Source organism: Colwellia sp. C2M11, assembly GCF_018860915.1.
Classification (GTDB): Bacteria; Pseudomonadota; Gammaproteobacteria; order Enterobacterales; family Alteromonadaceae; genus Colwellia.
In genome coordinates this window covers 103377-129399 of the sequence record NZ_JAHKQD010000018.1, presented here as the reverse complement: position 1 = coordinate 129399, position 26023 = coordinate 103377, and the positions used below count along the sequence as shown (strand labels likewise).

Sequence of the window (26023 nt, the reverse complement as noted above, 5' to 3'; positions counted from 1 at the left end):
AATTACGATCTAATGAGTGAGCTATGAAGAACAATAATTGGTGGGGGGAATTTACTTTTGCCCTACAAGAGCAGAAGTGTTGGAGCGTAGGTGAGCGAGCAATTGTCCTTAGGCGTGAAGCAGCTGAATGGAATACCTGGAATATTGAAAGCGAAGAGGAAGATAACGATATTGTCGTGTCTGACGGTGCGTGTGTTAATGTAGACAATTTGACAATCACCGGTCGATTTTTAGAAAAAAACACCTCAGAAAAAATAAAGGTATCTCCTTTATTAGCAGACCGCACCGTTATTGCTCGCCCTTCATCCCCGTTAACACTTCTTGCAGGAGAAAAAATTCAATTATTTATTAGTACGCCTATTTGGTTTTACGCTGAAACATTTCCAAACGGAAAATGTTTGGTAGATTTACCTTTTTGGCGACCATCAGACTCATGGTTTGGCAGCTCTACTATTGATGGACAACTATGCTATGCAAAATATACTTCGGCAAAAACTAAAATTGAAGAGCTAGAGCTCCATCCACATAAAGCGACAACGCCCATTATGGTTATTAATAGCCACAATAAAGAATTAACAATTAATAGAATTAATGTGCCGGTAAATCATTTGAATTTGTACCATGATGATAAAAACCGACTGTGGACATCTCGAATCACCATTGAAATAGCAGACGACTCAGCGGATATTGAATTAATTATTGATAAAAATGTTTCTGCTGAATTCGAACCTCTTACGTTTATCAGTAGTCCACGAATATCTTCAGAGCATGGAAGATTAATCCGCAGAATTAGTAACTTATTTGGGTAAACAGTTTATGGAAGTCATTAGCGAATTTTTTAATATGTTTGAATCATCTCATTGGTACGCCTTAATACAGGCATTAATTTTATTTGTTGTCGGTTACTTTGTTGCTAAAGCATTAAGTAGTGCAGCTGAAAAACTTGCCGCAAAAAAAATGACAACACATGGTCTTTTTTTATTAAAAAGAACCATTTTTTATACTGTATTAATATTGTTCCTATTGTCTGCTTTAAAACATATTGGTATCGATCTAACAATCTTACTTGGCGCAGCAGGAATTTTCACTGTTGCTGTTGGTTTTGCCTCACAAACATCTGCTTCAAATTTGATAAGTGGCTTGTTTTTAATGATAGAAAGACCTTTCTCTATTGGTGACGTTATTAAGGTCGATGGTTATACCGGTGAAGTTATTTCTATTGATTTATTATCAGTAAAATTAAGAACATTTGATAACTTGTTTGTTCGAATACCTAATGAGAGTATGATTAAAAGTGCCGTCACAACCTTGACTAAGTTTCCTATAAGAAGAGCTGACTTAAAATTAGGAATTGCCTATAAAGAAGACATTGAAAGAGTTAGACGTGTTTTATTAAACATTGCTGAAAAAAATGTTATTTGTTTAGAAGAGCCTGCACCTTTATTTATTTTAACTGGTTTTGGAGAATCATCTGTTGATATTCAATTTTCAGTTTGGTCAAAAAGAGAAAACTACCTCACACTTAAAAATGAAATGTATCAAAATATTAAAAAAACGTTTGATGAACAAGGTATTGAAATACCCTTTCCTCACGTTAGCTTATACGCTGGTATGCAAAGCAAACCTTTCGATATTGTTTTAGCACCCCCAAAAAAAGGCGCTGAAGATAGCGTAAACAAAGAATAATCGTTAATTAACCATTTGAATAACGGCTAAAATAAGTATTTAAACCGTTCGATTATTCGCTAATTAGTTTCATAAAGCACTTGATGAACTTGTCATACAAGAAAAGATATAAACATTTTTTGTAATGAAAGTTAGCATGGTGATATTGCATTTGCTGTTATGCTATGTGCTTCTTTAATAATTAAAATGTTTATTGAATCGTTAAAATGCAATACATAGTTCAAAGCGCAATACAAAGCGTAGCTCCAAAAGTACGACAAAAAACATTGCAAAAAATTAGCAAGCTTAATCTAGTGAAAAAAACTACGTCTTTGTTTTTTGCACTATGCTTAATTTCGCCCTACGCCTTATCAAATACGCTTTTAGTTGAACTCCCAGATAAACTACCTCGTGAAGTTGTGCAAAATATCCATGCCTATTTAGGCAAATTACCCAAAGAGAGTAATGAGCGAGCTGCATTTATATTTACTGCGAAAAAAAAGGTTACCAATGCACTCAATGCTTTAGGGTATTACCGTGCAGTAGTAACCAATGTAATTAATAAAGCTACCGACAAAGATGTTTGGACACTAACTTTTAATATCGTGTTAAATGAACCAACACGAATAAAAAAATTACAGCTTAATATTGTTGGTGATGCAAATAAAGATTCCGCTTTTTCAGCAATAGTTAACAATATTCCGATACTAACCGGGGATGTGCTGCATCATGGAAAATACGAAAAATTTAAAGAAGACTTAACCTCGCTTGGATTAGAGCGTGGCTATTTCGATATTAAATTTACTAAGTCGACTATCGCAATACATCAAGATTTACAAACAGCGGATATTATTCTTAATTTAGATAGTGGTGTCCGTTATCAGTTTGGTGAAGTAAAGTTTACCCCATTCGAGCTAAACTCTGATGTTTTAGCGCCATTAATTCCTTTTAAGAAAGAAGATTATTACCAACAAGATTTATTGCAAAATTTACAAAATGAACTCGATGAAACTCAATATTTTAGTAATGTAATTGTTTGGCCTAATACCGAAAAAATTATTGATCATACTTTACCCATTGATATTTCATTAGAGCCAGCAACACGACATCAATTCGATTTAGGCCTAGGTTATTCAACAGATACAAAAGAAAACTTTTCTTTTGTATGGAAAACTCCCTTGGTTAACCGTTATGGACATCGACAAGAAACGAAGTTGTCTTATTCAAAAATAAATCCGACAGGATATTTTATTTACGGTATTCCTTTATCGCACCCTAATAATGATGTTTTACAATTAAAAGCCTTACTAGAAGAAAATGATTTCGCAGACTTAACAAGTAAATTCCTTTCTTTCCAAGTGGGTCGTGTTTACCTAAAAGATAGCATGTTGCGCCAGCCTTACCTTAGACACCTTTCTGAAGACTGGAGTACCGATGGTATAGATGATGATGCTAAATATTATATTCCTGGTTTTACTTGGTCTGATAAAGAATGGCAAGGCTCAGTTTTAGATCCAAGTACTGGTTTCCGCCAATATTATAATATAGAGGGAAGCTATGATAAGTTGGACTCTAAAACTTCATTTTTGCGCTTTAATGCACGTTGGAAATATATATCATCGATAGCACCAAAACATCGTATTGTGACCCGAGCTGAAATTGGCTATGCCATTGTTAAAGATGATATAGAAGCAGAGCTTTCACCGTCACTGCGTTTTTATGCTGGTGGCGATCAAAGTATTAGAGGTTTCGGTTATCAATCGGTTGGCCCTAAAATAACGCTTACCCAAGGAGATAACACTGAAGAAGAGATCGTTGTTGGCGGAACGAATATGGTTGTTGCTAGTGTAGAGTATCAATACTACTTTACCCCCGAATGGCGAGGTGCACTGTTCACCGATGGCGGTAGTGTGAATAATAAAGACAAATTAGACTTTGTTTATTCTATTGGAACGGGCATTCATTATATTTCTCCTATTGGCCCCATCCGATTTGCCCTAGGTTATCCATTAAGTGAAGATGAGTCGTCATGGCGCATTCACTTTAGCATTGGCGCAGAACTATGATTTATAAACGTGTTAGCTTCTACTTGACTACAATATTTACGGGAATACTCTGTTTATTCGCCATATTACTTTCAACACCTTGGGGAACTCAACTAACCCTTTATTTTGTTGGCGATATTTCTCCTATACAAGTTAAATATCGCAGCGGTGCATTTTTAAAAGATTTACAGTTAAGCCACTTAGCCATTAACAATGAGCAAATGGAGGTTAATGCAACAGACATACGTTTAACATTAAATTTACGCTGTCTTTGGAAAAAACAAGTATGCATTGATGAACTGAGTCTTGCGTCTGTGCAAGTACTTTTAAATGAAAATAGCGCCACGTCGTCAGATCAACTTATGGCAGAAATTATTATTCCGCCTATTTTCACCTTACCTTTTTCCATTAAAGTGAAACAGTTCAATTTAGCAAGAGCTCAAATAGAAAATCCAAACCTACAGGTAAAGTTAACTGATTTCTCGAGTATTTTAGAAATCAATGACGCGGCGCTAACAATAGAAAAATTCAGCCTGGCTGCTGCACATATAACCTTAGTTAGATCAGATACTGTTCCAGCTAATACCACTAAAACAGCTTGGCCTTTGGCTTCGTTACCAAAGGTATATTTACCTTTCAAATTTAATGTAAAGTCATTTACCGTTAAAGAGCTTATTGTTAATGAGTTAATAACTACTGGTGATGAGGAAACGTTAGTACATATAGAAGATGCAGTAGCACGCTTATCTTGGTTTAAAACAAAACTCACTATTGACACACTGTCATCAAACATTCAAAAAATGGGATCTTTTTCTTTAAAAGGTAAGCTTGATTTTGTTCCACCTTATAATGTTGATATAACAGTGGAAAACACAATTAAGGACAACGAAATAGTACCTGAGTTAAATGATTCTAGACAACAAACGTTACTCCAAGGAAACCTATCTCATTTAGCTATAACAGTAAGTAGCGAAGGAACCTTAGCATTAACCGCTGATGCAAAAATAGATCTAACCGATGCTAACTTACCTTATGAATTAACCACCCAGGTAATGCAATATACGTTACCTAGTGATATTACCCAAGTCATTACTCCTGCAATGTTTGTATTGCAAAGTCAAGGTGATCTTAATCAACAGACAATCGAATTTAACAGTGAATTCAGTGGGTTTGGTTATCAAAATGTCGCCGTTGAATTAAGTGCAAACTTGCAAAAAGATCTGCTTAAGATAAATACTTTTTATCTAAAAGATTTCAACGCAGATAATGAACTAAATTTAGTAGGCGAATTACAGTTAGGAGACAAATTATCTTGGGATATCAACCTTGATACCTCAGGCTTTACTTTGCCCAATATCGACAAACGTTTATCCGGACGTATACAGGGTAATATTGCCAGTAAAGGTTTTTGGCATGGTGATGAATGGGCATTAAGTTTAGTAAATTCCAAGCTTACAGGACAAATTAATAATATAAAGCTTTTGGCTGAAGCTAACATTGAACTTAACCATCAAGGTAAATTAGCACCAAGTAAGGTGTTTATTGATTATGGTGATATCGCACTTAACCTTAACGGCTATAGCGATGAAAATTGGCACGTTAATGGACGAGTAAATGTTGACAGTGCCAACTTATGGTTAAAAGATATTGAAAGTAGCTTACGTTCAACAATTGATATTTCGGGACCTATTCAAGATCCTGAAATAACTTTACAAGGTGAGATTGAAAAACTCGTTATGGCAAACTTTTCAAGTGATGCCATTCATTTTAATGCCGCCTATCGCCCTTTGAATAATCATGAACATAAAGTGGCGTTTACCAGTATGCTAATGAACCTAAATCAACACACAATTAAAGAGGTGAGCTTTTCAAGTAATGGTGACTTAGCACAACAACAAATTAATTTAGCCTGGCTTGGCGATTCATCACTTAATTTATCACTCGACAGTCAATATTCCCCTACAGATGAGCAATTAACGATACAAGCAGCTAATACTACTTTTTCTTTAGGTGAACAAGTGTTCAAATCAAGTCAGCCTATTCATCTGCTTTATAATAATAAACTAAATACACTAGCCATTAATCAGCATTGTTGGTTAGGAAGTTTGTCGCAATTATGTTTAAACGATAATACTGTTTTAAATTTGACTAAGGGAGATTTGACGGTAGCACTTCAGTTAGATACCGCACTGTTAAAACCTTTTATACCTGAAGAATTTCGCTTTGATAATACCATAAATGGCAATATTTCTATTGGCTGGCAACCAGATGCTACCCCATCTATTGATGCACAATTACTGATCAACGCCGGATTACTACAAATAAATAAAGAAAATGAATTACATAAGTTGCTCGAATGGGAACAAGGCCAATTAAACTTACAAATGAACGACAACAGTATAAAAGGAAACATGACCTTGTCGACCGCTGTTGATAATACTGAATTATTAAATGCAAGTACGTCCATTTCGTTAACTGATAACAGTATTAAAGATAGCCATATTACCATTAATAATTTTAACCTTTCGCCAATACAAGTTTTTGTTCCCGAGCTCTCTTCATTAGACGGAATATTAAATACCAATATCACGGTTAATGGGATGTTAGATAAACCCATTATAAATGGCGAAATGAAATTAACCGATGGAAAAATAAAAGTTGCAAGCAATATGAATACGCTAGAAAACATTAATATGGCTTTTGACTTCAAAGGACAACAAGCCATTGTTTCAGGTGGTGTTGATGTTAATAAAGTAACTGCAAACCTTACCGGTGATGCTGATTGGCAAAATGAATTACAAGGTAACTTTAATCTTGCTGGCGAAGCCATAAGCTTTTCTGTTCCCCCAGATCTAGCATTAACTATTTCCCCTCACCTTAATGCACAAATAAATGCCTCAGAGCTTAAGTTATCGGGTCGCATAGAAGTGCTTAAAGGAAAGTTAGCCATCAACAAGTTGCCTCAAGGCAGTGTTAGCTTAAGCAAAGATGTCATTATTGTTAATGATGATGGTGAACAAGTCACCCTTGAGAAACCTTTTAATATTTTAACCAATGTTCGTGTTGTTATCGCTGACGCTTTCCAAATTGAAGGGCAAGGGTTTGTGGGACGCCTCGGTGGCGAATTACAAGTAAGTCAGCAACCGCAACAACCTTTACAGTTATTTGGTAGTTTAAAAATTCCAGAAGGCCGTTATCGAGCTTATGGACAAGACTTATCAATCACAAAAGGGAATATATCTTTTAATGGCCCGGCCAATACGCCTTATGTCTCAATGCAAGCGACACGTAGTATTGAAAAAGAAGACATCATTGTTGGCATTGACGCTAAAGGTTTAGCGAATAGTTTACATATTACACTGTTTTCAAAACCTACTATGCAGCAATCAGAAGCCTTATCATATTTAGTTAGAGGCCGAGGCTTAGATGCTAAAACGAATAATAGTAATGCTGCAATAGGTGTGGCCTTAGGAACGGCAATAACAAACTTTTCGGGAGTACTAACTCAAATAGAAAAGCTACCCTTGCTCAATAAACTTGAAATTGACGGAGACGATGAACAAGCTTCTATTGCCGGATATTTAGGTGATCAAGTTTATGTGAAATACGGCGTAGGCGTAACTGAACCAATTAAAGAGCTGACGGTTAGGTTTTATATCTATAGTCGTTTATGGGTTGAAGCGGTTTCTGGTTTAGAAAACTCGGCGAATATTTACTATTCATTTGATATAAAGTAAATCGGATGTCGTTAACTGACGGGAGTACCCCACAAAAAATGACATTAATAAGCATATTCTTGCCAATTGACGTCTGTTAAATGCATTTTTGATGAACGGACAGGTAATTATCCTTCGAATAAACTATGCCATAAGCAACGTAATAAGCAATATAGTAAAGAAAAGCTGTTACAGGCTCAAAATTACGCTTATTTTTTGCGCTTACTGTTTTGCTCTTAGCTGTTTCAAATAATCTCTAACGGCACTATTATGCTCCGCTAGCGTTCGGCTAAAAACATGTTTTCCATTCCCTTCGCTAACAAAGTAGTAATAATCACTCTCTTGGGGATTAAGTGCTGCTTTAATAGCTGATAACCCCGGCATTGCTATAGGACTTGGTGGTAAACCATTTATACGATAAGTGTTATAAGCTGTTTTCTCTCTTAAATGCGCCTTAGTAATGTCTCCCTTATAACGTTCACCTAAGCCATAAATAACCGTAGGATCGGTTTGTAATCGCATTTTTTTCGCTAACCGATTCATAAAGACCGAGGCGATCAAAGGCTGTTCCGGTATATGACTGGTCTCTTTTTCAATAATTGATGCCATAATTAAGGCTTCATATGGCGATTCATAAGGTAAACCGACTGCACGCGCTTGCCAAAGCTTGCTTAAGGTGTTTTGCATCGACGCATGAGCACGTTTTAAAATCTGAAGATCTTCTGTACCTTTAGTAAAAGCATAAGTTTCAGGGAGAAACCACCCTTCAGGATTAGCTTGTTCTATATTTAATCGTTGCGATATTTGTTCAATACTTAATGACTCTACAGTATGCATTAACTCTGAATGATTACCTAATTGAGTCAATAGCTCTTTAAACGTTGTGCCTTCAACAATAGTGAATTTAAATTGATGCTCGTTTGCACTAGTGATTAATGTCAGAATATTTTGCAAACTTGAGTTAGGCAAAATTTGATAAGTGCCAACTTTTATAATGGTTTTGTGAGGTTGTAAACGTGCGTAGACTCTAAGCCAAAAACGATTATCTATCCAACCTTTGCTCTCTAATGCCTTTGAAAATGAAGCAACAGAACTACCTTGTTCAATAGTAATTAATTGATGCTGTGTAATTGGTAAAGGCTTATTCATTTCTTTTTCTAATAAAAGAAAAAAGCCAAGAATAAATATAATCGCGCTACCAATACAAACATAAAGTATTTTTTTCATTAAAAACCTATTAATAATTTATTGCTCACGGTTAATACCATTACGGATAGTTAGTGCTATTGCTAAGGGTAAGTCTAATGATAATACCTGCCCGTTATAATTATTCACAGGCATGACGCCCATAACACAATTACACACAAATATTGCCTGTGCTTGAGCAACCTCCTCTAGAGAAATAGCTTTAATAATGGTTTCAGGGTAATGGCGCAATATAGTTTGACGCATAATACCATTTACACCACTTTGACTAACGTCTGGCGTATATAATGTGTCATTTAAGAAAATAAATAGATTAGCACTAGTTGCTTCTATCACGTCATTATTTATATTTGTCACCACCAAGTCATCCACATTACTCAAAGATAACTCTTGCCTTAATAAAACTTGTTCGAGACGGTTTAAATGCTTCAAACCACCTAACATAGGATTAATACCTATTTGTTGCTTACTGAGCCCTAAATTAATGCCGCTATGAATCAAATTATCATAATGTATCGGATAATCATGGATCATAATGATCAGATCATGATGATTGTTTGATGAGCGCGCATAACCTCGCCCACCACTACTTGCTGCAATAATAACTTTGAGCACAGCTAATGGATAGTTTTTTGCTATAGCAGCTAATTGTTGTGTTAATTCGTCTGATGAAGGAGATGAGAACCCCAGTTTTTCACAACCAGAAGTTAAACGTTCTACATGCTGTGTTAAGTATTCTACTTTACCATGAATGACTTTTGCCGTAGTAAACAGGCCATCCCCATAAGCAAGACCACGACTTTCAATATCAATATGATTTTGTTGTATTCCATTAACTAAACATAATTTCATTGTCGGTTCACTATATAGATAAAACAGGTTAAAACTAAATTAAAAAAGCCTGAGAACTTACACATATATGCTAAGTATTCAGGCTTAATAAATTGATTTCAAGCTTTAGTTACAAGTCACTTCAATTATTATATTTTTTTAAATATTAATGACCCGTTTGTACCACCAAAACCAAATGAATTACACAAAACATAATCTAAATTAATATCACGAGCTGAGCCGCGAATATAATCTAAATCACAACCTTCACCTGGATTATCTAAATTAATTGTTGGAGGAACACAAGAGCTCGCTAATGCTTGAATACTAAAGATACTTTCAACGGCACCAGCAGCACCTAATAAATGCCCAGTCATCGATTTAGTTGATCCCATTAATACATTATATGCATCGGCACCAAAAATTGATTTTACGGCATTAGTTTCAGCGATATCACCTGCAGGCGTTGAAGTACCATGCGCATTAATATAACCAATTTGATTAGCATTTATTTTAGCGTCATTTAAGGCATTTTCCATCGCACGTGCTGCACCAGCACCATCTGCTGGAGGTGATGTCATATGATAAGCATCACCACTCATACCAAAACCAACTAACTCAGCATAAATTTTTGCGCCACGTGCTTTGGCATGTTCATATTCTTCAACAACAACAACACCGGCACCATCACCTAAAACAAAACCATCACGATCTTTATCCCAAGGACGTGAAGCCGATTGAGGGTCATCATTACGTCTAGATAAAGCACGTGCTGCACCAAAACCGCCCATTCCTAATGTGGTAGATGCTTTTTCGGCACCACCAGCCACCATAACATCAGCATCACCGTATGCAATCATGCGAGCTGCATGACCAATATTGTGCACGCCACTAGTACAGGCTGTAGTAATAGAAATATTAGGTCCTTGCAAACCAAACATGATAGATAAATTACCTGAAATCATGTTAATGATTGTAGAAGGCACAAAAAACGGCGAAAGTCTTTTCGGACTACCTGTTTTTACCATTTTTTCATGATTTTGTTCTATTAGGCCTAACCCGCCAATACCAGAGCCAATAGCCACACCGATACGAGGTGAGTTTTGTTCATTAACTTCAATGCCAGAATCTTGGATTGCTTGAACGCCTGCGGCAACACCATATTGAATAAAAAGATCCATTTTTTTGGCTTCTTTTTTTTCCATATAGTTTTGCGCGTCAAAATCGTTAACTAAACCTGCAAACTTAGTTGAATACTCAGTTGTATCGAAATGATCAATATTACGAATACCACTTTTACCAAGTAATAAGTTTTCCCAGGTTTGTTCAGGGGTATTGCCTAGTGGGCTAAGCATACCAAGACCGGTAACAACAACACGTCTCATTGTGTTCTACCTCTTAATTATGAAATAGGAGATACAAAAAAAGCGGTCACTTAAATGATAAGTATACCGCCTTTTTTTCAATTACATTTTTACAATTAACTAGTAATAACTAGTTAGCAATTACTGATTAGCGTTAACGTAATCGATTGCCGCTTGAACAGTAGTGATTTTTTCAGCTTCTTCGTCAGGAATTTCAGTATCAAATTCTTCTTCCAACGCCATAACTAATTCTACTGTGTCTAATGAATCAGCACCTAAATCATCAACGAAAGATGAATCAGTTTTAACTTCTGCTTCACTAACACCTAGTTGTTCAATAGTGATTTTTTTAACGCGTTCTTCGATAGTACTCATTTTTTTTCCTTTACTTACTGAAAGTGTAATTTATCAAATTGCGTGTAGTGTATTCGCCAAAGCCCTGCCATGCAAGCCTATAGCTTTATTTTTTTAGGTGGTCGAACCTGTTTACTACACTAAAATAGTGATACGAAACAATGTAGCCCTTTATATTTAAGGGTTACACCATATACATACCACCGTTAACATGAATCGTTTCGCCAGTGATATATGCGGCTGTATCTGACGCTAAAAAGGCGACAGTGCTCGCAATTTCTTCAGGTTTACCTAAACGATTAGCTGGAACTTGTGAGAAAATCCCCTCTTTTTGTTCATCAGTTAACGTTTGTGTCATATCTGTATCGATAAAACCTGGCGCAATAGTATTAACTGTTATGCCACGAGAAGCAACCTCACGTGCCAAAGACTTAGTAAAACCTAATAAACCCGCTTTAGCTGTTGCGTAGTTTACTTGCCCTGCATTACCCATTGAGCCCACTACAGAGCCAATATTAATAATTCGGCCATTACGTTTTTTCATCATAGGACGAATCGCGGCTTTACTTACCTTAAACACAGAAGTTAAGTTAGTATCAATTATATCTTGCCATTCATCATCTTTCATACGCATAAATAGATTATCGCGCGTGATACCGGCATTATTAACTAAAATATCAATACTACCATGTGCGTCTTTAATCGCTGAAAATAGTTCGGTAATAGAATCATCACTCGTCACATTTAATACGAGGCCATTGCCCTCACCTAAATATTCTGAAATTCTTTCTGCGCCATGTTCTGACGTCGCTGTTCCTACAACCGTAGCCCCTAACGCTTGTAATTGTGTCGCTATTGCTTTGCCAATACCACGACTAGCACCTGTAACAAGGGCTATTTTACCTGTTAATGAAAACATAATATTTCCTATTTGTTTTTTATTTTTATTAAATCTATTTAGCTTGCGTCAATTCTTTTGCTTTAACTAATGAGTCTTCTGTATTAAAAGAAACGCAGTTAATCGATTTATTGATACGTTTAACCAATCCTTGTAATACTTTTCCTGGACCTACTTCAATCATTTGAGTAACGCCCATCTCGCCAATTTTTGTTACTGTTTCACTCCAGCGTACAGGACTATATAGCTGTTTAACTAAAGCTGACTTAATAGCTTCACCACTTGTTTCAATAGCAACATCAACGTTATTAACAACATTAATTGATGGTGTTTTAAAGATAATACCTTCAAGATCGGCAGCTAACTTAACCGCAGCATCAGCCATTAGTGCACAATGAGATGGTACACTTACTGGTAGAGGTAAAACGCGTTTAGCACCTGCTACTTTACACAGTTCACCCGCACGTTCAACAGCATCTTTATGACCCGCGATAACAACTTGACCAGGTGAATTAAAATTAACAGCTGCGACAACTTCTTTAACTTCATGTGAGTCTTGTGCTTGTGCACAAGCATCAATAATCGCTTGATCATCTAATCCAATCACTGCTGCCATTGCACCAACACCCGCCGGAACACAAGTTTGCATATATTCGCCACGTTTTTCGACTAACTTAACACCATCAGTTAACGAAATAACATCTGCACATACTAAAGCTGAGTATTCGCCTAAGCTGTGACCTGCTAAAACAGCAGGTAAAATATCAGATTCGGCTTGCCAAACACGCCACAACGCAACACTCGCAGTTAATAAGGCAGGTTGTGTGAAATTTGTTTGATTAAGTTGTTCTGCTGGTCCTTGCGCAACTAATTGCCACAAGTCATAACCTAGTGCGTCAGATGCTTCTTTAAAAGTATTTTGAACAATATCATTGTCACTAAAGTCACTTAACATAGCAACGGCTTGAGAGCCTTGCCCTGGGAATACGAAGGCTAATTCACCTTGTAAGGATATATTTTGCATTTTTATTTGTTACTCTTATGTTTATAAACAATATAGACAATATAATAAAATATTATTGAGGAGACAGACCTTGCTCTAAAGAGCATTTAATTTTCTCAGGTACTTGACGCTCAACTTCTTTAACAGCTTCCATTATAGCGGAGAAAAAAGCGCCTGAATTTGCATTGCCATGGCTTTTTACAACGATACCGCGCAATCCTATCAAACTTGCACCGTTATACTGGTCGGGGTTCATTGACTTAAATAATTTTTTTAAACTAGGTTTAACAATAAAAGCTAACATTTTTACTAAAATGTTCTGTTGGAAGAGTGTTTTTGATCTTTTATACACTAAACGAGCAACACCTTCACAGGTTTTTAGTGCTACATTACCAACAAAGCCATCACAAACAATAACGTCAGCTTTATTAGAGAAAATATCTCCTCCCTCAATAAAACCAATATAATTGATATCTTTATTGTCAGATAATTCAAGTGCAGCTTGCTTAATATGGTCACTGCCTTTAATTGATTCTTCCCCCATATTGAGTAATGCTATACGAGGTTTATCAATACCATCAACTTGCTGGGCCATAACAGAACCCATAATTCCAAATTGGTAGAGTACATGTGAATCACAAAAAACATTCGCACCTAAATCAAGCATAAATACGTGTTTGTCATCATCATGTGTAGGTAAAGAAGAAATTAAGGCTGGACGTTCAACACCAGGTAATGTTTTTAAAACAAAATGTGCCATGGAAAATAAAGCACCTGTATTACCTGCACTAACACATGCTTGGGCTTTACCATCATGAACAAGATCTAATGCTTTACGCATAGATGAATCTTTTTTTGTTCGAAGAGCAAAGGCTGGTTTTTCATCCATTTCAACAACTTCTGAGGTCGGGAAAATAGATAACTGTTGATGTTGAGCTAATGCTTCTTTGGAAATATTTAATCGTGCAAGTTCTGATGTAATGATCTGTTCATCACCACAAAGAATTAGATGCAAGTTAGGCAGATGATTAATTGCCATTATTGCTGAAGGAATTGTTATAGAGGGGCCTTTATCGCCCCCCATAACATCTAACGCTAAGGTTAGTATTTCTTGACTATTCAAGCGAAAATTAATTAGCTATAAATAGGGTATTAAAGTAAATTCGCTTAGTTAGCGATTACTTTAACGCCTTTGTAAAAGCCATCAGCTGTTACATGGTGACGACGATGTGTTTCACCTGATACTGGATCTACTGATAAATTCTCTGCTGTTAAAGCATCATGTGAACGGCGCATGCCACGTCTTGAACGAGACTTTTTGCTTTTTTGAACTGCCATGAGTTACTCCTAAATCGGGTTATTAGTTAAATTGCTAAATGCGTTTAACTATTTAAATTGTTTTAATACGTCAAATGGGTTCGGCTTCTCAAGCTCTTCCGGCAATTCACCCCAAACCGTATCAGCATCAGCTGAACAGTCTTCAATGTTATGCCTTGGAATAAATGGAATAGAAAGTAAAAACTCTTCTTCCACTAGCTCTCGTAAGTTTACTTCACCATCTTCATTTAATTCTATTACATCATAATATGATGGAATATTTTCAGCTGCTTCTTCATTTTTTGCTGGACTAAAAATAAAATCTACTTTTAATTCCATATCAAAAAGCTCATTACACCGCTGACAAGTTAATGCAACTAATGCCGATGCTGTGCCTGACATTACTGTTAAACCACGTTCATCCACATCAAACTTAACACTAACTTGAGCATACTCACTGCGCATTTCGCTGACAGCAAGAAGCCTAGTCATTTCCGACACGTTAAATATACCTTCACACACAAGCCTGCGCTGTGCACTTCGGGATGGACTAATTGTAATCGGAAGCTTAAGATTCTGCATAAGTCGCGCATAATAAAGCTCCAAGAGGCAACTGTCAAAAGAAAATTAGCTTATTTTGTTTAAAAACGATAGATTGACCCAATAATAACAGTAATATGATAATTATTGTTTAATTGTTCATCAAAATTGATCAATTCCCACATTTTTAAGGATCTTCATGAAAACCTTAGTTTTAGGCTCTACCTCCCCTTTTCGTAAAAGTATTTTAGAAAAACTCAACTTAGCTTTTGAATGTGCTAAACCTGATGTGGATGAAACAGCTTTAGCCAATGAAGCACCTCAAGCGTTAGTTGAGCGTTTAGCAATTGCAAAAGCAAAAGCCGTAGCAAGTGAATTTTCTAATGCACTTATTATAGGTTCAGATCAAGTCGCAGTTTGTGACGGTGAAATTTTAGGTAAACCTCATACCTTTGAAAATGGTATAAAGCAGCTGACTAAGTTTAGTAATAAAAGTGTCACCTTTTATACTGGTTTATGTGTCTATGATAGTGCAAGTAATACTAGTACTTCATTAGTTGAACCTTTTATAGTGCATTTTAATGAATTGTCGCGCTCAGAAATAGAAAGCTATTTAAAAGCAGAACAACCTTACAATTGTGCAGGTAGTTTTAAAAGTGAAGGTCTAGGTATTTGTTTATTCAAAAAACTTGAAGGTGATGATCCTAATACGCTTATTGGTTTACCGTTAATTAAATTAGTTAGCTTACTTAAAGAGCATGGCTTAGATACCTTAGCGCAACAAAACCCAACGTGCTAACAACCGCTAGCAAATGCTTAATAAAAGCCGTAACCGGACGCTGTGTAAGCGTCTGGTCAATATCACTCTTTATAGACAATAAATAACCTGAACTATTGTTCTACTATTACATTTATTTTAGACTTTAGACTATTGAATAATTATTATTCAATAGTGATTTTGTTATTATATTCTTGATTTCACATAATCGCCTTGACTGTTAATCCTTTAATATAGGAAAACAGTTGGCATTTGTTCTTTCGTCGCTTATTGTGAACAATTATATTTACCCTATTAATAGGATAAGTAGATCGACTAATAAAAGTCATTGTATTGAAAGTCCAAAGGAATAAAAATGTTAAAAAAATATGTATTTTTACTATCTACGTTACTCTTGTCTTCAAACGCGATAGCTCAATGGGAGCTAGTGAATGATAAATCAACCATTAACTATGTTTCAACTAAAGCATCAAAAGTAGGAGAGGTAAATAGCTTTAAAAAGCTTAATGGTACGCTCAAAGATACAGGAGAATTATCTTTAGCTATTGACTTAAGTAGTGTTGAAACCAATATTGCTATTCGTAATGAACGTGTTAAAACTATGCTTTTTGACGTTGCTTCATTTTCAAACGCAAATATTAGCGCGAATTTAGATCCAAAGTTATTCAGCGAGCTCACTGTTGGTGAGTCATATCAAAGTACAATTAGTTTCAATTTATCTTTACATGGCGTATCACAACAAATAACAACAGATATACAAGTAGTTAAATTAGCTAAGAATGACATATTAGCCTTTTCATTAAGCCCAATCATTATTAATGCTAATAAGTATAATTTAGTCGCTGGTATTGAAAAGTTGCGTGAAGTTGCCAATCTTCCGTCAATCAGCCCTGTTGTTCCAGTGTCATTCAGTTTAGTATTTAAACAGCAATAAATTTAAAACTACAAATCTCTTCACGATTTTACAGCGATAATAAGGATACATATGAGCCAAATTAAAGGATTTGCTTTATCAATTATTCTGGTTATCGCTTTATTTTTAATTTCTGCAATATCTGCTGGTATTGTTGCTGATCTTATCGGCGTTTGGAAAAAGCCTATAATAGGTGCTTTTGCTGCTTTTTGTGTTGTTATGTGTGGTTATATAACAGCACCAAGTTACAAAAGAGAAGCTGCCCTTATTTGGTTCATTGTAGGCGCTATTGCAGCTTGGTTCTTATCAGGAGATTCTTTTTATCCAGAAGATCATGAACATGAATATCAGCTTACAATCATTCCTATTATCGCAACGTATCTCAGTGGTATATTTGCTCTATTGATATGCTTGGTTTGGCATAAACAGCGCGATAATCAATAAGTAGTATTTGAGAACTTTACAGATGCTGTCATTTAAACGTATTTTAAATAACCAAGTAACTCAACAACTAGACTAGCAACGCCTTTAACTCACTTAACGAGTCAACGATAACTTTAGGTGAATACTTTTCAAGTGTTGGCTTATCATGAACACCAAAACTTACTCCAATACTATCAATGCCTGCATTTTTTGCCATTTTTAAATCATAGCTTGTATCACCAATCATTAACGCTTCATGTGAAGATATACCTAATTCAGATAAAATACTAAGCAGCATTGTAGGATCCGGTTTTGATGGCATTTCATCAGCACAACGAGTTGTATGAAACAGATTCGTTGTGTTACTCAAACTTAAGACGCTTGCTAAACCTGCTCTACCTTTTCCTGTTGCAACAGCTAGTAACTTATTGTGCTGTTTTAAAGTAACAAGTAATTCCATCGCATCATTAAATAAAGGCGATGGTGTAGTATTAACTTCAAGGTATTGATATTTGTACTGTACTGACATGGCTTCTATTTGTTCAGCTGTTATGTCAGTAAATAACCGGTCGAATACTACAGGCAAGCTTAACCCAATAATGTCTTTTACTTCATTATTGGTTGGTGTAACTAAACCAACAGTGTCGGCGGCTGATTGCATTGACGATACAATACGATCAACCGAATTCATCAATGTGCCATCCCAGTCAAAAATAATTAACTTATAATTTTTCATAAATACGTTCTAATTTAGTTGTTTGTTATTCTCTAACTAATTTAGTCAGTAATTTTTCCAAACTTGGCTCAAGCGGCGCTTCTATTGTTATACGCTCTTCTGTTTTTGGGTGAGTAAATTCAATGCTCGCGGCATGTAAAAACAAACGTTTTAAACCTTTGCTTTTCATCTCAGCATCAAAACCTTCATGACCATACTTTGCATCCATAGCGATAGAATGACCACTCACTTGACAATGCACACGAATTTGATGGGTTCTACCGGTTACAGGAAAAGCACGAACTAAGGTTGCACCGCGATAACGTTCTAATACTTTATATCGTGTTTCTGACTCTTTACCATTGATATTATCAGTAATTACTACGCGCTCTCCGGATTTAAGATCATTCTTTCTTAATCCCTCAGTAACACGGGTTAATTTAGTTGGCCAATGACCTTTCACCAAAGCATGATAAAATTTCTGAACATTTTTACTGCGTAGTTGTTCATGTAAGTGACGTAATGCCGAACGTTTTTTAGCAACCACCAAACAACCTGACGTATCTCTATCAAGTCGATGTACTAACTCTAACATACGAGCATCAGGGCGAAGAGAACGAAGCGCTTCAATTAAGCCAAAACTTAAACCACTACCGCCATGAACAGCCATTCCTGACGGTTTATTAATAACAATTAATCGGTCGTCTTCAAATAATATTTGTTTTTCAAGGTTAGCAACAATACTTAGACCTGTAGATACAGCATCTGCTTTTTCTGATACACGAATTGGCGCAATTCGTACAACATCATCAACCAATAACTTATAAACCGGTTTAATACGTTTTTTATTTACACGTATTTCACCTTTACGCATTAAACGATATAAATGACTTTTAGGAACACCTTTTAAGGTTCTTAATAAAAAATTATCAATACGCTGACCGGCATCTTCACCATCAATAGTTATATATTGTACTTGTGGTTTATCGTCAGCTTGATTTTCATCACCCTTTGATTTTTTTATCTCTGCTTTTTGTACTAGTGGTTTTTGTGACATGGCTTGCGTTTAATTAACTTAGATTCTTAATGACACGCAGTTTAACATACTTTTTTTACTGCATTTTGACATTTAATCTGTTTTTTTATTGGCTTATCATACTTTATAAGGGATAATGACGAGGTTAATACTTAACAACGTTATTTACTGGGTAAATTTCTAAATAAAAACTTACCTACACAGTGAATAAAAAAGTATTATATTTGAAGCTTTACAGAGAGATGTAAGAGGCAAACTGCGGCCACATTAGTATGCATAACCGATAAAAAGGTAATTGACACATTAATAGTACGGCCTATTGTACAATTAACGCGTGTAACTTGTTAATCATGACATAAACAGTTTTATCACTAAAAGATACTAGTCCAGCTCCATAAAGCAATTTATTTAAATTAACTTATTTTGCAAAAAAGTTTTAATTTAATAATTAAATGCGCAACAAAGAAGTGTAAAACATCACTAAGCAAATTTTTATTATTTAATTGCAAATATAAGTGCGCACAGCACATTCGCTGAGCACATAAAGAAACAAGAACGCTATGATACTTGAATAAGTCAGGTCATAGCCAATAGAAACAATCAAAATTTATAACAGCTTATCGTGGTTTGATGACACGTTAGGATTGACACCCGTGAGGTTGACAAAATGCTGTTACATCACTACAGATTGCACTACTTTGTGTACTAAGCACTAGTGTGCTGTGACTTAAAATTGAGTCACACAAACTATGAAACGTATGTTAATAAACGCTACCCAATCGGAAGAATTGCGTGTAGCACTCGTTGATGGACAAAAACTTTACGATTTAGATATCGAAAGTCCTGGCCATGAACAAAAAAAATCAAATATTTATAAAGCAAAAATCACACGTATTGAACCTTCTTTAGAAGCCGCTTTTGTTGACTATGGTGCTGATCGCCATGGTTTCTTACCAATGAAAGAAATCGCGCGTGAATACTTCCCTAAAGGTTATACATTCCAAGGTCGTCCAAGCATCAAAGATGTATTACACGAAGGCCAAGAAGTAATTGTTCAAATCGACAAAGAAGAACGTGGTCAAAAAGGCGCTGCGTTAACTACTTTTATCAGCTTAGCCGGTAGTTATTTAGTATTAATGCCAAATAATCCTCGTGCTGGTGGTATTTCACGTCGTATTGAAGGTGATGAACGTACTGATTTAAAAACCTCACTAAGTAAACTTGACCTACCTAAAGGCATGGGACTTATTGTTCGTACTGCCGGTGTTGGTAAAGCTTATGAAGAATTAGAATGGGATTTAAGCGTTTTATTACATCATTGGAAAGCAATCAGTGATGCAGCTGAAAGTCGTAAAGCACCTTTTTTAATTCATCAAGAAACCAACCTTATTTTACGCGCTATTCGCGATTATTTACGCCGTGACATTGGCGAAGTTTTAATTGATCGCCCAAAAACATTCGAAAGTGTTAAAAAGCATATTGAAATAGTACGCCCTGATTTCTTGAGTAAAATTAAGCTTTATACCAGTGATGTTCCTCTATTCACGCATTATCAAATTGAAACGCAAATTGAAACGGCATTTCAACGTGAAGTACGCTTACCTTCAGGTGGTTCAATCGTAATTGATCCAACAGAAGCTATGACTTCTATCGATATTAACTCTGCTCGCGCAACTAAAGGCAGCGATATCGAAGAAACAGCATTTAATACCAACTTAGAAGCAGCAGAAGAAATAGCCCGTCAATTACGTTTACGTGATTTAGGTGGTTTAGTTGTTATCGATTTTATCGATATGACCCCTGTTCGCCATCAACGTGAAGTTGAAAACCGTATGCGTGACTCTGTTCGTCAAGACAGAGCACGTATTCAATTAGGCCGAATTTCTCGTTTTGGTTTATTAGAAATGTCGCGTCAACGCTTGCGCCCTTCTATTGGTGAAACTAGCCAAGGTGTATGTCCTCGTTGTAGTGGTACTGGCCAAGTGCGTGGCGTTGAATCACTTGCTTTGTCTGTACTTCGTTTAATGGAAGAAGAAGCCATTAAAGAAAATACACTACACGTTCAAGCACAAGTACCTGTGCCTGTTGCTACTTACTTACTTAATGAAAAGCGCCGTTCAGTAATGCATATTGAAAAGCATCATGGCGTACGTGTTTTAATCATCCCTAACCCTCATATGGATACACCACAATATGAAGTTTTACGTGTTAAAAATGATGAAACAGTTAGTGAAGCTAGTTATGACATTTCGATTAAACAAGCAGAGCTTGAAGAAGCGAAAATGCCTAAGTTTGATAAAGTAGCGGTTAAACGTGATGAACCATTAATTCAAGCGATGGGCCAAGGAATGACAGCACCTAATGTTGCTCCTGTTGCGGAACCAGCGAAAGCACCAGTATCGAATAAAGCGGCTATTTCTGAAAGTAAACCTACAGGCTTTTTTACTTGGTTAAAAGGTTTGTTTACCTCAGAAGAAGTAGTTAAAGAAGAGAAAAAACCGGAAAGTAAACCTAAGCCTGAGAACAATAATCAACAACGTAATCGTCAAGGTCAACGCCGTGGTAATAACCGTAATGGTAACCGTGGTAACAACCGTAATGATGAACGTACTAATGATCGCAACCAAAATCGTAATGCAAAAGTAAATGATAAGTCTACTAATGCACGTAATGAACGCGATGATACGAAGAAAAATACACCTAATAAAGCTAAAGCGCATAATAAAAAACCTGAACATGATAAAAATAAACCAGTAAAAGAAGAAGTTGTTGCTGAGCGCCGTCAACGCAGAACTAACCGTAAAAAAGTACGTGTAAATAAGGCAAAGGTAGAGCAAGCCACGACTTCAGCTCAAGTTGCAATACCTGAACAAAAAGAAGCGGTTAATAAACCCAAAAAACCAGCTAAAAATACGACTACAGAAACAGTTAGCACTACGGTTACTACTGAAAAAGCAGCTGAAACTGATAAACAAGTGACACCGGTAACAACAGAAGAAACGAAAGGAAACAATGAAGAGCGTTCTCGTAATAGACGTTCTCCAAGACACTTACGTTCTAATGGTCAACGTAGACGCCGTGACAAGAAACCAGAGGATGAAGTAGTACAAGGTTCGGCTGAAAATGCACCAGCTACCGATACACCAGCGGAAAATAATGAAGCAATTGAAGCGCGTTACCCGAAAGGTGAAACACCTGTAGCAAAAGCAACAGCAGAAACTGTTAGTGAAGCTACTACAACTGAAAAGCCAAAAGCTACAGTCAAAAAAGAAAGTAATACCGCTAAAAAAGTTGAGACTGAAGCACCAACGCCTGAAGTTACTTCTGAACCTGTTATTGCTGAATCGACTACTGCCGAGCCAGTTATTTCTGAGCCTGCTAATGCTGAGCCGGTTGTTTCTGATGCTACACCAGCTATTACTGAAGAAAAACACCAAGATTTACCATTAACTGAGGTTAAAGTTGAATCAAGCGTTAACAACGAAACTGCACCAACTAAAGCAGCAACAGCTAACGATAGCGATAGCGATAGCGAAAAACCTGTTGATACTTCAACTGAGGTAGTAGAGCCAGTTAAAAAGGCTGTTCAACCTCAAAAACCTATCGTCAATGAGGTTATCGTTGACACTGTTTCAGTAGATGAAACAACTGATAAGGTTGCTGATAATGGTGTTACTAATAATAGTAATGATGTGCAGGTAGAAACTACTGATAAAGTTGAAGCTGAGCAAGAAGCACCAAAAGCAGAGACTAAAGTTAAATCGAAAAAAGTTGAGGCTAAGGTTACCAAAAAAGCCCCAAATAAAGACAAGAAATTAGCAAGACAAGTGAAAAAAGCTAACCGCTTATCTGGTCGTGCTTCTTCACCAATGACAAAAACTGAAACGATAACAACTATTCACGAGATTCCAACTAGCTTTATGGCTAATGAAGACCGTGTAGCACATAAAGTTTCAGGACGTACTGCAATTTCTGCCGATGTAACAAGTAGAAGCTCTGCACCAGCGACAAAACCAACGTTATAAGCTTTAAAAGCTTATAAGCAAAAAGCCAGTTGTTATTATTAACAACTGGCTTTTTTAATTCTAAAATTTAGCTTGTTTTGAAATCAGTTTACATAGCTAGGACTTATGATGAAAAAGTGAAAAACGTTAGTTAACCTGAGCTCGGCTTAATATATTCTTCTCTAACAGCTACTTTTACTTGCTTCATCGTTAAATTGACTTGTAATAGATTAGCTATTGACGCGAAATTTTCCTTGAAGAAAAAACAACTATCAAGCTAGAGCATAAGTTAAATTTTATTAGTCTTTATTTCAATGAATTAAAAACACCTTAAACCGAGCTCAGGTGAGTTAATCACAATGCTGTTTGATCACTTCAGCTAACCGCTCAACAGCTGAAGCTAGCTCTTCTTCACTCGCGTTAGTAAAGTTTAATCGTAAAGCGGGAGTCACACATGTTCTATCATTATAAAATACAGAGCTTGGTACTACAGCTACACCATGCTCCAATGCCGACTTAGCTAAAGCATCTACATCACATTTAGGTAGTGATAGCCATATAAACATCCCTCCATCAACTTCATTTACCTGACAAAGCGGCACTAAATGCAATGAGATATTTTTAAATAATGCCTTGTAACGCCTATAATAAAGTTGTCTTAACTCTTCTAAATGTTGTTCAAATCCATCATGTTGTAACAAGTCTAGTAATACTGCTTGCATTGGAATACTTGAGTGTAAGTCAGATGCTTGTTTAACAATATTCAAAGTATTAATCCAGTCAGCTCGACCAGTAACCAAACCTAATCTAATGCCTGGTGTTGCTATTTTCGAGTATGAGCGTAGTACCAATGAATTATCAGGACAAAAGCTTGATACTAAGGGTAAAGCTTCTCCCTTAAAACGAAGCTCTCTATAAGGTACATCTTCAATAAATGCCACCTTATATTTATTACACAACGCTGCAACTTTTTGGCGTACAGCTAAGGACCAACATACACCCGTTGGATTATGGAAGTCAGGTACTGCATAAAAAAGAGTAACATCATTAGTTGAGAAACAAATTTCTAATTCGTCTAAATCGGGTCCGTCAAAGCTTTGTGAAACACTTTTAATGTTAGCTTGAGTCAAACCAAATACTTGAATAGCCCCTAAATAACTCGGCGCTTCCATCACTATGATGTCGCCAGGATTAATAAATGCTCGTGCGATAAGATCTAACCCTTGCTGTGAGCCCGTACAAACAATTCCATCATGTGATTGAGGTAATTGATAACGTTCCTTTAAATATGTCAATAATGGAGCATAACCTGCCGTATTACCATATTGAAACAACTCAGTTCTATTAGGTAAATTAACTAATGCATTTGTCATTAGTGCCAATGGAAATTTATCATTTGCGGGTAAGCCTCCAGCCAAAGATATAACACCTGGCGCACTGGCAGCAGCTAAGATTTCACGGATATAAGAAGGTTGAATATTTTGTAACGATTTTGCTAGTTTCATGGTAAGTACAGTTTTTTATTAATGACTTGTAGAATACGATAACTTGAGATTTTTTACTTGTCCGTTTATGCTGTTATGTATGTCCATTTATGCTATAAATTTCAAAGATAATGCAAACTAACCAACAAATTTCACGCATTAACGACGTATTATATTTTATCCATCAAGATATAAGTCAAACATTACTCGCAAAAGATCTTGCCGCAATTGCCGCTTATTCAGAGCAACACTTTCATCGACTATTCAAAACGATTGTCGGAGAACCTGTACATCATTATATTCGCCGAATTAGAATTGAATTTGCAGCTAACCAGTTAATGTTTGACGCAACAACTTCTGTGTTAAACATCGCCATAAAATCTGGATTTTCATCCGTATCATCATTTAGCCGTGCTTTTAAAACAATATTTGCAATGTCACCAGGTGAATGGCGTAATAAAGATCGTCAACATCAAGATAAACCCTTTTTAGCTGATAAAGAAGTTGCTAAGTACTATCAACAACTTAATACAATGACTGTACCTAAATGTGAATTAATAAACCTTCCCCAGAGACATGTCGCTTATGTCCGTCATCAAGGGTATGATCGTTCTATAGCTAATGCTTGGCAAAAACTAAATGCATGGGCCAGCATTCAACAACGCGACTTTTCACAACAATACGGTTTGCATCATTCAAATCCTGCCTGGGTAGCCCTTGATAAGTGTCGTTATGTTGCATGTTTAGGTATTGATCGACCTATTCAACGCAGAGGATTAATCAATAGTATGACAATACCTGGAGGCTTACATGCTGTATTTAAGTTACAAGGAAAATATGGCGAGCTATTACCACAATTAAGTAATATTTTAGAATATTGGCTGCCCTCTTCAGGATTTAAAATGTTATCAACACCTGCTTACGTTCATTATCGAAAAAATCACTTTTTAACTGAAGATGAACGGTTTGACTTAGATTTTTGTTTACCTATATATTTAGGTGATAACGAGGGTTAAAAGTTATCACAACGAATAATAACATTTACAAACTAGCTTGCTGCTAACCATAAAGCAACAAGGATCATTAAAGTACCCGATAGCCGATTCAAATACTTTACATTATTTTGTTCCGTGAATACCTTACCTATGGTTTTTCCTCCTGCTGCATATAACATCATGCAGGTAAACTCTGAGACTAATATGATGGTAATTAACACTGATAATTGAGGAGCAAGCGCATATTGCGTATTAATAAAAGGCGGTAATAAAGAAATCATAAATGCCCAACCTTTAGGGTTAGCTATTGCCGTTATAAACCCTTGATAGAATAAGCTCCCCTTATTGGTATTGACGGTTGAACTATTATTAATTGAAATTGCTAATTTACCTTTTGAGCGCCACATATTTATACCGATATAAAACAAATACCCCGCACCAATAAATTTTAAAATATCAAATATCTGTGGTAATTCAAGCATAATGGCTGACACACCAATAACTGATGATACAGCCACAATGGCTACGCCAATTAACTCACCCCACATCATCCATAACGTTTTTCTAATACCAATAGACATACCCAGCACCATAGCTAAAGTCATACACATACCGGGTGTAATTGAGACAATAAAAAAGGTCGGAATAAATAAGCTAACTAAAGTAAAGTCTAACAAGCAGCACGCTCAACATAATAATGACAATAATAACGACTTTATCAATAAACCTTACCTTT

At 36.1% G+C, this 26023-nt stretch carries 22 protein-coding genes; 9 read left to right on the top strand and 13 right to left on the bottom strand.

Translation table 11 applies throughout. From position 1 onward, the window contains the following. The first annotated feature begins 23 nt into the window (after positions 1-23). From KO509_RS06535 to KO509_RS06520, 4 genes are all read left to right on the top strand, one after another. Positions 24-809: a hypothetical protein gene (locus tag KO509_RS06535; RefSeq protein WP_215972482.1), complete on the top strand. Its 786-nt coding sequence runs from the start codon at positions 24-26 to the stop codon at positions 807-809. Between the two features lie 7 nt (positions 810-816). Beyond that, the gene (locus tag KO509_RS06530; RefSeq protein ID WP_215972481.1) at positions 817-1686 is read left to right on the top strand and encodes a mechanosensitive ion channel family protein; all 870 of its coding nucleotides are present in this window, start codon (positions 817-819) and stop codon (positions 1684-1686) included. Between the two features lie 206 nt (positions 1687-1892). Beyond that, positions 1893-3731, top strand: coding sequence for an autotransporter assembly complex family protein (locus tag KO509_RS06525; RefSeq protein WP_215972480.1), 1839 nt, complete (start codon positions 1893-1895; stop codon positions 3729-3731). Then, positions 3728-7447 carry a translocation/assembly module TamB domain-containing protein gene (locus KO509_RS06520; protein WP_215972479.1) on the top strand — a complete coding sequence of 1240 codons (3720 nt, stop codon included), beginning with the start codon at positions 3728-3730 and terminating at the stop codon, positions 7445-7447. The genes KO509_RS06525 and KO509_RS06520 overlap by 4 nt, the downstream gene beginning before the upstream one ends. A gap of 201 nt (positions 7448-7648) precedes the next feature. Here KO509_RS06520 and mltG read toward each other — a convergent pair whose 3' ends face one another. The 9 genes from mltG to yceD all read right to left on the bottom strand — a co-directional run bounded on the left by mltG (position 7649) and on the right by yceD (position 14981). Then, positions 7649-8653 (bottom strand): endolytic transglycosylase MltG, encoded by a 1005-nt coding sequence (mltG, locus tag KO509_RS06515; RefSeq protein WP_215972478.1) that lies wholly within the window; start codon positions 8651-8653, stop codon positions 7649-7651. Between the two features lie 18 nt (positions 8654-8671). Then, positions 8672-9484, bottom strand: a complete 813-nt coding sequence (gene pabC / locus KO509_RS06510; protein ID WP_215972477.1) for an aminodeoxychorismate lyase — start codon at positions 9482-9484, stop codon at positions 8672-8674. 128 nt (positions 9485-9612) lie between these two features. Then, on the bottom strand, positions 9613-10848 hold the full coding sequence (gene fabF, locus KO509_RS06505) for a beta-ketoacyl-ACP synthase II (RefSeq protein ID WP_215972476.1): 1236 nt from the start codon (positions 10846-10848) through the stop codon (positions 9613-9615). Positions 10849-10968: 120 nt separating this feature from the next. Continuing rightward, the gene (acpP, locus tag KO509_RS06500) at positions 10969-11202 is read right to left on the bottom strand and encodes an acyl carrier protein (RefSeq protein ID WP_159820781.1); all 234 of its coding nucleotides are present in this window, start codon (positions 11200-11202) and stop codon (positions 10969-10971) included. Between the two features lie 163 nt (positions 11203-11365). Then, on the bottom strand, positions 11366-12100 hold the full coding sequence (gene fabG / locus KO509_RS06495; RefSeq protein WP_215972475.1) for a 3-oxoacyl-ACP reductase FabG: 735 nt from the start codon (positions 12098-12100) through the stop codon (positions 11366-11368). A 34-nt stretch (positions 12101-12134) separates the two neighbouring features. Next, a complete protein-coding gene (fabD, locus tag KO509_RS06490; RefSeq protein WP_215972474.1) occupies positions 12135-13103 on the bottom strand; it encodes an ACP S-malonyltransferase in 969 nt (322 codons plus the stop codon). A gap of 52 nt (positions 13104-13155) precedes the next feature. Further along, positions 13156-14205, bottom strand: a complete 1050-nt coding sequence (gene plsX / locus KO509_RS06485) for a phosphate acyltransferase PlsX (protein ID WP_289847526.1) — start codon at positions 14203-14205, stop codon at positions 13156-13158. A 44-nt stretch (positions 14206-14249) separates the two neighbouring features. Further along, positions 14250-14420 (bottom strand): 50S ribosomal protein L32, encoded by a 171-nt coding sequence (gene rpmF, locus KO509_RS06480; protein WP_215972473.1) that lies wholly within the window; start codon positions 14418-14420, stop codon positions 14250-14252. Between the two features lie 48 nt (positions 14421-14468). Further along, complete coding sequence (yceD, locus tag KO509_RS06475) at positions 14469-14981, bottom strand: 23S rRNA accumulation protein YceD (RefSeq protein ID WP_215972472.1); 513 nt, start codon at positions 14979-14981, stop codon at positions 14469-14471. Between the two features lie 157 nt (positions 14982-15138). Between yceD and KO509_RS06470 the strand changes: the two genes are divergently transcribed. From KO509_RS06470 to KO509_RS06460, 3 genes are all read left to right on the top strand, one after another. Continuing rightward, positions 15139-15738: a nucleoside triphosphate pyrophosphatase gene (locus tag KO509_RS06470; protein ID WP_215972471.1), complete on the top strand. Its 600-nt coding sequence runs from the start codon at positions 15139-15141 to the stop codon at positions 15736-15738. A gap of 334 nt (positions 15739-16072) precedes the next feature. After that, the gene (locus tag KO509_RS06465) at positions 16073-16651 is read left to right on the top strand and encodes a YceI family protein (protein ID WP_215972470.1); all 579 of its coding nucleotides are present in this window, start codon (positions 16073-16075) and stop codon (positions 16649-16651) included. Positions 16652-16702: 51 nt separating this feature from the next. Next, complete coding sequence (locus tag KO509_RS06460) at positions 16703-17074, top strand: hypothetical protein (protein WP_215972469.1); 372 nt, start codon at positions 16703-16705, stop codon at positions 17072-17074. 67 nt (positions 17075-17141) lie between these two features. Here the strand turns inward: KO509_RS06460 and KO509_RS06455 are convergent, their stop codons facing one another. Further along, positions 17142-17789 carry an HAD-IA family hydrolase gene (locus KO509_RS06455; RefSeq protein ID WP_215972468.1) on the bottom strand — a complete coding sequence of 216 codons (648 nt, stop codon included), beginning with the start codon at positions 17787-17789 and terminating at the stop codon, positions 17142-17144. 25 nt (positions 17790-17814) lie between these two features. Then, on the bottom strand, positions 17815-18825 hold the full coding sequence (gene rluC, locus KO509_RS06450) for a 23S rRNA pseudouridine(955/2504/2580) synthase RluC (RefSeq protein ID WP_215972467.1): 1011 nt from the start codon (positions 18823-18825) through the stop codon (positions 17815-17817). A gap of 728 nt (positions 18826-19553) precedes the next feature. Between rluC and rne the strand changes: the two genes are divergently transcribed. Beyond that, positions 19554-22829 carry a ribonuclease E gene (gene rne / locus KO509_RS06445; protein ID WP_215972466.1) on the top strand — a complete coding sequence of 1092 codons (3276 nt, stop codon included), beginning with the start codon at positions 19554-19556 and terminating at the stop codon, positions 22827-22829. A gap of 329 nt (positions 22830-23158) precedes the next feature. Here the strand turns inward: rne and KO509_RS06440 are convergent, their stop codons facing one another. After that, positions 23159-24313, bottom strand: coding sequence for a PLP-dependent aminotransferase family protein (locus tag KO509_RS06440; protein ID WP_215972465.1), 1155 nt, complete (start codon positions 24311-24313; stop codon positions 23159-23161). Between the two features lie 110 nt (positions 24314-24423). On the opposite strand from KO509_RS06440, the gene KO509_RS06435 reads away from it, so the two are divergent. Then, a complete protein-coding gene (locus KO509_RS06435; RefSeq protein ID WP_252727423.1) occupies positions 24424-25308 on the top strand; it encodes a GyrI-like domain-containing protein in 885 nt (294 codons plus the stop codon). 32 nt (positions 25309-25340) lie between these two features. Here the strand turns inward: KO509_RS06435 and KO509_RS06430 are convergent, their stop codons facing one another. Further along, the gene (locus tag KO509_RS06430) at positions 25341-25964 is read right to left on the bottom strand and encodes a LysE family translocator (protein WP_215972464.1); all 624 of its coding nucleotides are present in this window, start codon (positions 25962-25964) and stop codon (positions 25341-25343) included. Positions 25965-26023 lie beyond the last annotated feature (59 nt).